The 11,979-nt window shown below is 65.5% G+C and carries 10 protein-coding genes; 7 read left to right on the top strand and 3 right to left on the bottom strand.

Annotated features, from left to right (window positions below):
* The 3 genes from IB256_RS08410 to IB256_RS08400 form a co-directional block, all read right to left on the bottom strand.
* Window positions 1-447 (bottom strand): GNAT family N-acetyltransferase, encoded by a 447-nt coding sequence (locus IB256_RS08410; protein ID WP_192402089.1) that lies wholly within the window; start codon window positions 445-447, stop codon window positions 1-3.
* 86 nt (window positions 448-533) lie between these two features.
* Window positions 534-986, bottom strand: coding sequence for a DUF4124 domain-containing protein (locus IB256_RS08405; protein WP_192295731.1), 453 nt, complete (start codon window positions 984-986; stop codon window positions 534-536).
* Between the two features lie 208 nt (window positions 987-1,194).
* Complete coding sequence (locus tag IB256_RS08400; RefSeq protein ID WP_138525469.1) at window positions 1,195-2,115, bottom strand: LysR family transcriptional regulator; 921 nt, start codon at window positions 2,113-2,115, stop codon at window positions 1,195-1,197.
* Between the two features lie 310 nt (window positions 2,116-2,425).
* Here IB256_RS08400 and IB256_RS08395 point away from each other — a divergent pair, with 310 nt between their 5' ends.
* The 7 genes from IB256_RS08395 (at window position 2,426) to IB256_RS08365 (ending at window position 11,967) form a co-directional block, all read left to right on the top strand.
* Window positions 2,426-4,795 (top strand): TonB-dependent receptor, encoded by a 2,370-nt coding sequence (locus tag IB256_RS08395; RefSeq protein ID WP_192402087.1) that lies wholly within the window; start codon window positions 2,426-2,428, stop codon window positions 4,793-4,795.
* Between the two features lie 57 nt (window positions 4,796-4,852).
* Window positions 4,853-5,758, top strand: a complete 906-nt coding sequence (locus IB256_RS08390) for a TauD/TfdA dioxygenase family protein (protein WP_192295733.1) — start codon at window positions 4,853-4,855, stop codon at window positions 5,756-5,758.
* Window positions 5,759-5,968: 210 nt separating this feature from the next.
* Window positions 5,969-6,856, top strand: a complete 888-nt coding sequence (locus tag IB256_RS08385; RefSeq protein ID WP_192402085.1) for a TauD/TfdA dioxygenase family protein — start codon at window positions 5,969-5,971, stop codon at window positions 6,854-6,856.
* Between the two features lie 401 nt (window positions 6,857-7,257).
* Window positions 7,258-8,007, top strand: a complete 750-nt coding sequence (locus IB256_RS08380) for a GntR family transcriptional regulator (RefSeq protein ID WP_192295735.1) — start codon at window positions 7,258-7,260, stop codon at window positions 8,005-8,007.
* A complete protein-coding gene (locus IB256_RS08375; protein ID WP_192402083.1) occupies window positions 8,004-9,755 on the top strand; it encodes a fumarate reductase/succinate dehydrogenase flavoprotein subunit in 1,752 nt (583 codons plus the stop codon). Before IB256_RS08380 ends, IB256_RS08375 begins: the two co-directional genes overlap by 4 nt.
* A gap of 300 nt (window positions 9,756-10,055) precedes the next feature.
* Complete coding sequence (locus IB256_RS08370) at window positions 10,056-10,301, top strand: ferredoxin family protein (protein ID WP_081517023.1); 246 nt, start codon at window positions 10,056-10,058, stop codon at window positions 10,299-10,301.
* A 259-nt stretch (window positions 10,302-10,560) separates the two neighbouring features.
* Window positions 10,561-11,967, top strand: coding sequence for an ABC transporter substrate-binding protein (locus tag IB256_RS08365; protein WP_192402081.1), 1,407 nt, complete (start codon window positions 10,561-10,563; stop codon window positions 11,965-11,967).
* Window positions 11,968-11,979 lie beyond the last annotated feature (12 nt).

The following is an 11,979-nucleotide window of genomic DNA, read 5'->3' as shown; positions in this document are numbered from 1 at the left end:
TCAGTCGATGCGCAATTCGTACTGCCGGTAACCCAGGGCGTCGCTGCCCTGCGGTTCGAATCCGGCGAGTTCGTAAAGGCGCCGCGCCGGGTTGTCGGGGCGCACGCTGAGCTTCAGCCGCAGGTAGCCCTCCTGCCAGGCATCGGCGATGTAGCGTTGCAACAGCGCTGCACCGACGCCCTTTCCCCGCCAAGCCTCGCTGACGCCCAGGGTGCAGAGCTCCGCGCTGCCCGCTTCGGGCAACCAGAGGCTGTAGCCGACGCTCTCGCCATCGACCTCGGCGATGGTCAGCCGCTCGAAGTGCTCCAGCCAGCGCGCCAGGTGGCGGTCGAAGTCTTCTCGCCAGCGCTCCTCATGGGCAGGCTCCCACTGGCGGATATAGGCCTCTTCGCCGCGCTGGACGAAGGGGACATCGGTGATGCGGGCGGGGCGGAGCGAAAGGCTCATTGCAGTTTCCATGGCAGGAACAAGCAATACGACCTGACCATCGCATCCGTCAGGTCTCGGTGGCAACTGGCAGAATCGACCGAATCTCATCTCGGCGCACTCAGCATACCTTCCAGGCGTGATTTGACGTCCGCTCGCTCCTCCATCAAGCGCTGCAGATCCACGCTGTATTGCAGATTCACGACGTCATTTTCAGCCAGCGCATCCTGCTGCAGATCATCCAGGCGCGCGCTCCGCTCCCTTAATAAGGCGGCAATGCGGCCATCGAGGCTGCTGAGTCTCTTGCGCAGGAACGTCACCTTGTGGAATTTCCAGCGCCCCATTGCTGCGACGCGAACAGACTGGTTGGCGGCCTCCTGCTGCGTGAGCTCTTCGTCGGTCGGCTGGGGAGAAATAGCGGGTTTGACGAGGATTGCATCGGCGGAGCAGGGATGTTGGGAAAAAGTCGTTCGACCTTCGACAGTGCACTTGTAGATCTCGGCTTGCGCGGTGTTGAAACCCAGCGCGGCCAGCAGGACCACGACGAATGGGAAGCGCATGATGCAATGCTCCTGACCACTCCATTGGTTTGCCTGTAAACAGGACCCTTGGGATTGCTATCAGATTGACATGCACTGTCCGAGCGAGTTCTTGGGCGCTCTGTAAAGGTTCGGTAAATCCTTCCGGCACGGTCTTGGCTCAAGTCGCGGCAGCGCGCCACGCCCGCGATCCACCGGCAGGACCGGCGTCAGGCACTCTGCCGCTGCCTCACGCCACCTCGCTTTCCACGCCCGCATCCAGGTCCACCAGCAGCTCGATCATCGCCCGCGCCGCCGCCGAGAGGCGGTCGCCGCTGCGGGTGACGATCCCGCAGCGTGCCTGGAGGATGTCGACGTTCTGCGGCAGGTTGCGAAAGTGCAGGCGCACCAGTTCGCCACGCGCCATCGGTTCGCTCAGCGCCTCTTCCACGGCGATGCCGATGGCGTCGGTCTGGCTGACGATACGCACCAGCGAAGCCATGTCTTCGCACTGCACGTTGGTGCTGATGTCGATCTTGCCGCTGAGGTTGGCGAGCATCTTCCGCGCGCTGGGCGGAATCAGCGTGGCCGCCAGCGGGTAGGCGAACATGTCGTTGGTGGAGAGACTCTCCTTAGCCAGCAGCGGGTGCCCCTCGCGGCAGAAGAACAGCCCGCTGCGCGGCTTCAGCGCGCGGGTCTGGAAGTTCGGGTCGGCTTCGAAATGGCGGATGTCGGCGACGAAGAACTCGATCTCCTCGCGGCTCAGGCTGCGCGCCAGGCGCTCCCAGTTGTCCACGCCGAACTGAATATGGATGCGCGGGTAGCGCTGGACGAAGCGTGACACCGCATCGGACACCAGCTTCTGCGCCGGCGCCGGCCCGCTGCCGAAGCGCAGCTCGCCGGAGTCCAGCTTGTTCAGACGGGCCACCGCGTGGCTCAGGTTATTGGCGCCCTGCACCAGGCTCAGCGCGTGCTGCAGCACCACCTGGCCCTCGGGGGTCGGGCGCAGGTCCTTGCTGCCACGGTCCACCAGACGGCAGCCCAGCTCCTGCTCCAGGCCCTGGATGCTGCGGCTGAACGCCGGCTGGGTGATGCCCATGGCGTCGGCGGCGCGAACGAAGCTGCGGTGTTCGTTGAGGGCGATGAAGTAGCGGAGCTGGCGCAGATCCATGATGCATTTCCGGCATTGAAAATAGTGGGCAAAGGCATTTGCCGCTGGGTATGCGCTGGTTTTAAATGCAAGCTCTTATTCCGTCAACGAAGAATAAAGCAAACATCTATTCTTTTACGAACTAAGAATATAGCTCAGACCAGGAGTCGCCCGATGCCAGCCCTGCACCTCCTTTCCTCGCGAATGTGCCTGTCCCGCTGTCGCTGACAGCCAAAGCCGCACCCAACCACAACGAAAAACGTCGTTCGCCACTTTTGCCTGGCGCGGCCCCGTTTTGCCCGCGAACAGCGTGCAGAGACAAGGACACAGCATGACTTCGAGACATTCGCCCTTCCCCTTTAAGCCCCACCGGCTGCGCCAGGCCATTTTCCTGCTGGCCCTGGGCGGCGCCCTGCCGGTATTCGCCGAGGAAGCCGAGGACGGCAGCACTACCAGTGATACTGCCAAGCCCGTGAGCGCAGCGCCCGCCAAGGCCGACGCCACCCTGGGCAAGGTCACCGTCACCGCTCGCCGCCGCGAGGAAGACTCGCAGAAGGTGCCCACGCCGATCACCGTGGTCGGCGGCGAGACCCTGGAGACCCAGCGCGTCTACAAGGTGCAGGACCTGCAGCAGATCCTGCCCAGCGTTAACGTCGCCTTCATCCACGCGCGGCAATCGAGCATTGCCGTGCGCGGCATCGGCAACAACCCGGCCAGCGACGGGCTGGAAGGCAGCGCCGGGGTCTACCTGGACAACGTCTACCTCGGCCGCCCCGGCATGGCGGTGTTCGACCTGCTGGACATCGAGCAGCTTGAGCTGTTGCGCGGGCCGCAGGGCACACTGTTCGGCAAGAACACCACGGCCGGCGTACTGAACATCAGCACCCGTGCGCCGACCTTCACCCCCGAGCGCAGCGTCGAGGTCTCCGGCGGCCAGGACGGCTACTTCCAGGGCAAGGGCAGCGTCTCCGGCGCCCTGACCGACACCCTGGCCGGACGCGTCTCGGCCTACCGCACCCGCGATGACGGTTACATCAAGAACATCCACGACGACAACACCCTCAATGGCGGCGAGCGCCAGGGCATCCGCGGGCAATTGCTGTTCAAGCCCAACGAGGATTTCGACCTGCGCTGGATCAACGACTACAACGAGGAGGACTCCAGCAACGGCAGCATGGTGGTGTACGGCGCCGCCGACCGCTTCTGGCAGCGCGCCGCCTCGGTAGGTGCCTCGCCAGTGCGCGATCCGGACCGGCACAAAGTCAACATCAACGCCCGCCAGCACGTCAGCGTGCACCAGGGCGGCAGCTCGGTGGAGGCCAACTGGAACCTCAATGGCGGCTACAAGCTGACCTCCATCAGCGCCTACCGCTACTGGCACTTCACCCCGGCCAACGACGAGCAGCTCAACGTCTCGGCGATCAACAACACCGGCGTGGAAGTCCACGACCGCCAGTTCTCCCAGGAAGTCCGCCTGGCCTCGCCCACCGGCGGCTTCTTCGACTACGTGCTCGGCGCCTATGCGTTCAACCAGAACCTGGGCAACAAGACCTTCACCAGCTACGGCCCGCTGGCCGACCGCTACCTGCTGGGCACCGACCTGAATGCGCTGAACAACACCTACTCGAAAGCCAACGGCAAGATCGAGACCGACAGCTTCGCGCTGTTCGCCCAGGGCACCTGGCACCTTACCGACAAGCTGGACTTCACCGCCGGTCTGCGCGGCACCTACGAGGAGAAGGATGCCAAGGTCGAACGCTTCGACCCGGTCGGCGGCGCACCGGTAACCGGCGTCGGCGCAGTGGTACGGCGCAACCAGCTGGGCGCCTATGACTCGGGCGACCTCAGTCTCTACAGCTTCGCGCCTTCGGCGCTGCTGAGCCTGAGCTACCAGTTCACCGACGACCTACTGGGCTATGCCTCGCTGTCCCATGGCGAAAAATCCGGCGGCGTGAACCTGGCCGTGGCCAGCGCCCCGACGGCGGGCGCGGACTCGCTGCTGGTCGGCCCGGAACGCGCCAACGACGCCGAACTGGGGATCAAGACGACCCTGTTCGACAACCACCTGCAGCTCAACACCAACCTCTTCTGGACGGGCATCCACGGCTACCAGGCGACCACCCTGTACCAGCCGCCAGGCTCGACCCAGCTGGTCTCGGTGCTCTCCAACGCCGGCAGCGTGCGCTCGCGCGGCCTGGAGTTCGAGGCCACCGCCCTGCCCGTTCGCGGCCTGACGCTGAACTTCAACGGCTCCTACAACGACGTCACCTACCTGTCGTTCAAGGACGCCCCGTGCCCGGCGGAAATCTCCACTCAACCCAATGCCCCGGCCACCTGCGACCTCACCGGGGACCGCGTGGTCGGCGCCTCGAAGTGGATCGCCAACCTCAACGGCGAATACGCCTGGAACCTCGACGACGGCATCCGCCCCTACGTGACCGGCAGCTACTCCTACCGCTCCGAGGCCGAAGGCACGCTGGACAACTCCGAGCTTTCGAAGATCGACGGCTACGGCCTGGCGAACTTCTCCGTCGGCGTGCGCAAGGACCTCGGCGACGGCCAGCTGGATGCTTCGGTCTGGCTGAAGAACGCCTTCGACAAGGACTACTACCTGGCCGCCTTCGCCAGCATCAACGGCTCCTACACCGCCTCGGTGGGGCAGCCGCGCACCCTGGGCGCTTCGGTTCGCTATGACTTCTGATCCCCATCCGCCGCGCCCCGGCGCGCGGCTCTATTGCCACAGCAAGAGGACGATGAGATGAGCAACGCAGCACAAGCTATCCAGCAGCACGCAGTAAGCCTCGACATCCACCCGGTTGCCGGCCGCATCGGCGCCGAGATTCGCGGCGTGAAACTGTCCGGCGAGCTGGACGCCGCCACCACCGACGCCATCCAGGCCGCGCTGGTGAAGCACAAGGTGATCTTCTTCCGCGGCCAGACGCACCTGGACGACCAGGGCCAGGAGGCCTTCGCCCAGCTGCTCGGCAACCCGGTGGCCCACCCGACCGTGCCGGTGCAGGAAGGCACCCATTACCTGCTGGAACTGGACGGTGCCCAGGGCCGCCGCGCCAACTCCTGGCACACCGATGTGACCTTCGTCGACGCCTATCCCAAGGCCTCGATCCTGCGCAACGTGGTGGCCCCCGAGTCCGGCGGCGACACCGTGTGGGCCAACACCGCCAGCGCCTACGACGACCTGACGCCGGAGCTCAAGGCCCTGGCCGATTCACTCTGGGCGGTGCACAGCAACGAGTACGACTACGCCGGCATCCGCCCGAACTTCGACCCCGCGCGCCTGGAGGAGTACCGCAAGGTGTTCACCTCCACCGTCTACGAGACCGAGCATCCAGTCGTGCGCGTGCACCCGGTCAGCGGCGAGAAGACGCTGCTGCTGGGGCACTTCGTCAAGCGTCTGAAGGGGCTCTCGCAGCATGACTCGGCGCACCTGTTCGCCGTGCTGCAAAGCCACGTCACGCGCCTGGAGAACACCGTGCGCTGGCGCTGGCAGCCGGGCGACGTGGCCATCTGGGACAACCGCGCGACCCAGCACTACGCCGTGGACGACTACGGCACCCAGCCGCGCATCGTGCGCCGCGTGACCCTCGACGGCGATGTGCCGGTGGGTGTCGACGGGCAGCGCAGCCGGACGATCAAGAAGGTTTGAGTTCTAGCACTGCGAGCCAGAGCCCCTCTCCCCAGCCCTCTCCCTGAAGGGAGAGGGAGTATCCGATTGAAGCGCACCTCTTGTTGTGCAGCCCTGCTACCTCGGGTGCAGGACTGCCACTTGGTTTCGCCTGGCACCGATCCAGTCCCCTCTCCCTTCAGGGAGAGGGTTAGGGAGAGGGCCGCCCATGCCTGAACGGAGCACTGAAGCATGACCCAATCCGCCCTGCAGAAATCCACCCCCGAACCCTTCGTCATCGTCCCCCTCGACGCCCCGCTGGGCGCCGAAGTATGCGGCCTGGACGCCCGCGAGCCGCTCACCCCGGAGCAGATCCTGGCGATCAAGCAGGCCCACCGCGAATACCACATCCTGATCTTCAAGGACCAGCAACTCGACGATCAGCAGTACCTGCGCTTCGCCACCCTGTTCGGCGCGGTGTTCCAGCCGCCGGCGGACATCCCGGTGCTGTCTTCCGGAGCCGACGGCAAGGCCCCGGATATCGTCAAGGTGGCCAACACCGAGGACGGCGAGCTGGGCAACTTTGCCCTGCCGGCCCACATCGACCACCAGTGGACGCCGGTGCCCTCGTCCGGCTCCTTCCTTTACGCGCTGGAGGTGCCCAGGACCGGCGGCGAAACCCAGTTCACCAACCTCGCCCGTGCCTACGAGACGCTGGATGAAGCAACCCGCGCCGAGATCGTGCCGCTGCGCCTGATCAACTACAACCCGTTCATCCGCCTGAAGAGTGGCGGTTACAACGGCACCTTCGTGCGCTACCGCACCCCGGATATCGAGCCGATCCAGGGCACCGAACACCCGCTGGTGCGCACCCATCCGGAGAACGGCAAGCGCGTGCTGTTCCTCTCCGTGCACACCGAGGTTGAAATCCCCGGCGCCGATCCGCAACAGGGCGCGGCGCTGGTGGAGAAACTGCGCGAGCACCTGCAGCAGCCCGAGCTGATCTACAGCCACAAGTGGTCGGTCGGTGACATCGTCTGGTGGGACAACCAGGCCGTGCTGCATGGCCGCAATGCCTTCCCGGCAAGCGAGAAGCGCCGCCTGAAACGCATCAGCCTGTCCGGCAGCCGGCCGTTCTGAGGCACCGTCCCACCTGCGGCGGATAACGCTGGCGCGTTATGCGCCCTACGAACCGGAGTATCCGCGGCGAGACTTGCCCTCACCCCAGCCCTCTCCCAAAGGGAGAGGGGGCCGTTCGGTGCGATTGGCGAAAATGAAGTCACCCGGCGAGCGCCGATTTCAGAACCGCTCAGGACAGTCCCCTCTCCCGCTTGCGGGAGAGGGTTAGGGTGAGGGTGAGGGGCCTTTGATTTTGTAGGAACCTCCAGCCCCGTAGGGTGAATACGCGCCAGCGATATCCGCCGCAATCCCCCGAAAAGCCCTGGAGACAACGCTCTCTATGCTTATGCCAAATCGTTTCTTGTCCTGAATCAATTATTCCTTTTATAGTTTCGTCAACTCGTCATAACAAGTTATGAACTATGGCCGAACTACTTCCCCTCTCCCCCGTTCCCCTCTACAGCCAGCTCAAGGAAGTCCTGCGCACGCGCATCCTCGACGGCACCTATCCGCCGCTCAGTCGGATGCCCTCCGAGGCCGAGCTGGGCAAGGCCTTCGAAGTCAGCCGGATCACCGTGCGCCAGGCGCTGGGCGACCTGCAGAAGGAAGGGCTGATCTTCAAGATCCACGGCAAGGGCACCTTCGTCGCCAAGCCCAAGGCGTTCCAGAACGTCAGCACGCTGCAGGGCCTGGGCGAATCCATGACCCAGCGCGGCTATGAGGTGATCAACCGCCTGCGCAGCTTCAAGACCGTGCCGGCCAACGCCCAGGTCGCCGCCCGCCTGCAGGTGGCCGAGGGCGAGAACGTGGTGCAGATCAAGCGCGCCCGCCTGGTCAATCGCGAGCTGGTGTCGCTGGAGATCACCTGGCTGCCCGAGCACGTCGGCAAACGCCTGGAGAAGGCCGACCTGGTCAGCCGCGACATCTTCCTGATCCTCGAGAACGACTGCGCCCTGCCCCTAGGGCACGCGGACCTGGCCATCGACGCCATCCTCGCCGACGCCGAACTGGCCCGCGCGCTGGAGGTGGAAGAAGGCTCGCCGGTGATGCGCATCGAGCGCCTGACCCACACCGCCGACGGCGCGCCGCTGGACTACGAACACCTCTACTACCGCGGCGATGCCTTCCAGTACCGCCTGCGCATCGACCGCCACAAGGGACAGCACCAATGAGCCAGTTCGACCTCTCCCAGGTACCCGAGGACAAGGAACTCGCCTACGACATCGTGGTGATCGGCGGCGGCACCGCCGGCCCGATGGCGGCGATCAAGGCCAAGGAAGCCAACCGCGAGCTGCGCGTGCTGCTGGTGGACAAGGCCAACGTCAAGCGCAGCGGCGCCATCAGCATGGGCATGGACGGCCTGAACAACGCGATCATTCCCGGCCACGCCACGCCCGAGCAGTACACCAAGGAAATCACCGTCGCCAACGACGGCATCGTCAACCAGGCGGCGGTCTACGCCTATGCCACCCACAGCTTCGAGACCCTGCAGCAGCTGGACCGCTGGGGCGTGAAGTTCGAGAAGGACGAGGTCGGCGACTACGCGGTGAAGAAGGTCCACCACATGGGTGCCTACGTGCTGCCCATGCCCGAGGGCCATGACATCAAGAAAGTGCTGTACCGCCAGCTCAAGCGCGCGCGCATCGAGATCACCAACCGCCTGGTGGTCACCCGCCTGCTCACCGACGCCGACAGCGCGGTCAACGGCCTGCTCGGCTTCGACTGCCGCACCGCGCAGTTCCAGGTGATCCGCGCCAAGGCCGTGGTGCTCGCCTGCGGCGCCGCCGGCCGCCTGGGCCTGCCCTCGTCCGGCTACCTGATGGGCACCTACGAGAACCCCACCAATGCCGGCGACGGCTATGCCATGGCCTACCACGCGGGGGCGGAACTCTCAAACCTGGAGTGCTTCCAGATCAACCCGCTGATCAAGGACTACAACGGCCCGGCCTGCGCCTACGTCACCGGCCCGCTGGGCGGCTACACCGCCAACAGCAAGGGCGAGCGCTTCATCGAGTGCGACTACTGGAGCGGCCAGATGATGTGGGAGTTCCACCAGGAACTCGAAGGCGGCAACGGCCCGGTGTTCCTCAAGCTCGACCACCTGGCCGAGGAAACCATCCAGACCATCGAGGACATCCTCCACAGCAACGAACGCCCCAGCCGTGGCCAGTTCCACGCCGGCCGTGGCACCGACTACCGGCAGCAGATGGTGGAGATGCACATCTCCGAGATCGGCTTCTGCTCCGGCCATTCGGCCTCCGGCGTTTGGGTCAACGAGCGGGCCGAGACCAGCGTCAGGGGCCTGTATTCGGCCGGGGACATGGCCGCCGTACCGCACAACTACATGCTAGGGGCCTTTACCTACGGCTGGTTCGCCGGCGCCAACGCCGCGCAGTACGTGGCCGGGCGCGGGTTCAGCGAAGTCGATGCCGCCCAGGTCGAGCGCGAGCGCGAACGCGTCTTCGCCCCGCTCAAGCGCGAGCACGGCCTGCCGCCGGCGCAGGTCGAGTACAAGCTGCGGCGGATGGTCAACGACTACCTGCAGCCGCCCAAGGTGACGAAGAAGATGGAGATCGGCCTGCAGCGCTTCGCCGAAATTGCCCGCGACCTCGACCAGATGAAGGCCAATAACCCCCACGAACTGATGCGCGCCATGGAAGCCAGCGTGATCCGCGACTGCGCCGAGATGGCCGCCCGCGCCTCGCTGTTCCGCACCGAGAGCCGCTGGGGGCTGTACCACCATCGCGTCGACTATCCGCTGCGCAACGATGCCGAGTGGTTCTGCCATGCGCACCTGAAGAAGGGCGAAGACGGCGCGATGACGAGTTTCAAGAAGCCGATCGAGCCGTACGTGATCGCTCTCGATGAGGATGAGCAGCAGGCTTACGAGCGGCTGCGGGTGAAGAGCGAGGCGGCTTGATGTCCGCCGGCAGGCCGAAGAGCCCCTCTCCCCCCGCCCTCTCCCGCAAGCGGTAGAGGGAGCTGTCCGGTGCCAGCGGCAATCATGGAGTCAGCCAGCGGGCATGGGAGTACACGCAAGACCGAACGGAAAAAGAGCTATCCGGCGAGTTCAGCGGTATCCGCCGGCACGATCAAGCCCCCTCTCCCTTCAGGGAGAGGGCTGGGGAGAGGGTAACGAGCCACCGCGCCGAACCTTCGACCTGAACAACCAGCCCGCCGCCACGACGGCCGGCAAGCAACACGATGAGGACCGCGTGCAATGGCCTACCAACCCCAGGAAATCTTCTTCCGCTCCAGCGCCCCGGTGACGGTGGACGAGGACAAGTGCATCGCCGACAAGGGCTGCACCGTCTGCGTCGAGGTCTGCCCGATGGACCTGCTGGCGATCAACCCCGCCACCCAGAAGGCCTACATGGCCTTCGACGAATGCTGGTACTGCATGCCCTGCGAGAAGGACTGCCCGACCGGCGCGGTGAAGGTCGAGATTCCCTACCTCCTGCGCTGAGACCGCCGTCCCGTGCAGCTCCGTAGGGCGCATAACGCGCCAGCGTTATCCGCCATGGATCCATCGGCGGATAACCTGTTCCAGGTTATGCGCCCTACGGTGCTACGACGCGGCTCCTGCAGGTGAACGCAGGACGACACCGATAACCAGAAACGCCATCCGGCCCCACCGCCGGACGCCTGATGCACCGCCCCTCGTTTCCCACCGCAAGGCCTGCGGCGGAGACGATTCCAACACTGATGATTCGAGGGGAACACCCATGACCTTGCGCACCACCCTGGCCGGCCTTGCGCTCGCCATTGCCAGTCTTTCCGCCCATTCGGAAACGATCCGCGTCGCCATCGGCACCCAGGACACCACCATCAACTGCGCCGCTGGCGGCCTGCTGATCCGCGAACTCGGCCTGCTCGACAAGTACCTGCCCCACGACGGCGCATACAAGGACGCGCAGTACGACGTGCAGTGGAAGAACTTCACCAGCGGCGCGCCGCTGACCAACGAGATGGTCGCCGGCAAGCTCGACTTCGGCGCCATGGCCGACTTCCCCGGCTCCCTCAACGGCGTCGCCCACGAGGCCGCCGGCAAGCGCAGCCTGTTCATCAGCGTGCTCTCAGGGAGCATCGACGGCAGCGGCAACGGCATCGTCGTCCCCGCCGCGTCCAGGGTGCAATCGCTGGCCGAACTCAAGGGCCAGACCATCTCCGTGCCCTTCGCCTCCACCGCCCACGGCCTGCTGCTGCGCGCCATCGCCGCGCAAGGCTGGGACCCGGAGAAGGACGTCACCATCATCGCGCAGCCGCCGGAAGTCGCCGGTTCCGCGCTGCAGGCCAACAAGATCGCCGCCCACGCCGACTTCGTACCCTTCGCCGAGCTGTTCGAAAGCCGTGGCATCGCCCGCAAGATCTACGACGGCTCCCAGGCCAAGGCGCCGACCTTCCACGGCGCGCTGGTGGAAGCCGACTACGCGCAGAAGTACCCGGAAATCGTCGAGGCCTACCTGCGCGCCACCTACGAAGCCAACCAGCTGCTGGCGCAAGACCCGGAAAAATACAGCGAGCTGATCGAGAAGGTCGCCGGCATTCCCGCCGAAGTGAACTACCTGTTCCACGGCCCGCTCGGCCTGCAGACCCGCGACCTGACCTGGAAACCCGAATACCGCCAGGCCGTGGCCACCGCCATCGACACCCTGAAGCTGCTGAAGAAGGCCGACCGCGGGCTGAACGTCGACCAGTTCGTCGACGACCGCTACCTCCGCGCCGCCTTCAAGGCCTCCGGTGCCGACTACGACGCCGCGCTGAAGAACTACGCGCAACAGCCGCTGCTGGGCAATGACGCGCTGACCAACCAGCCGATCAGCGATACCCGCAAGGTCGCGCAGATCTGGGTGCGCGGTGAGCAGAAAGTGCGTAGCTACGCGACCGCCAAGGAGGCGCTGGGGCAGCTGGCCGAACTCAAGCAACAGGGCAAGGACATCCGCGCGGTGTACGCCCAGGCCAGCGACAGCGGCATCAAGCTGCTCGCCGGGCAGGCCTGGTTCGTGCGTGGCAAGGACGGCGCACTGGATGCCTTCCTGCTGCGCGAACAGGCCGATGCCTTCGCCCGTCAGCACGGTGGTGAGGTCGCTGACTTCGCCGCCGCCAGCCAGCAGGCCGTGGCCAGCCGCTGAATCGACAACCCG

The organism is Pseudomonas sp. PDM17, assembly GCF_014851985.1.
Taxonomy (GTDB): Bacteria; Pseudomonadota; Gammaproteobacteria; order Pseudomonadales; family Pseudomonadaceae; genus Pseudomonas.
Note: the sequence above shows the minus strand (reverse complement) of the source record. Positions and strands in the feature narration are given on the sequence as shown.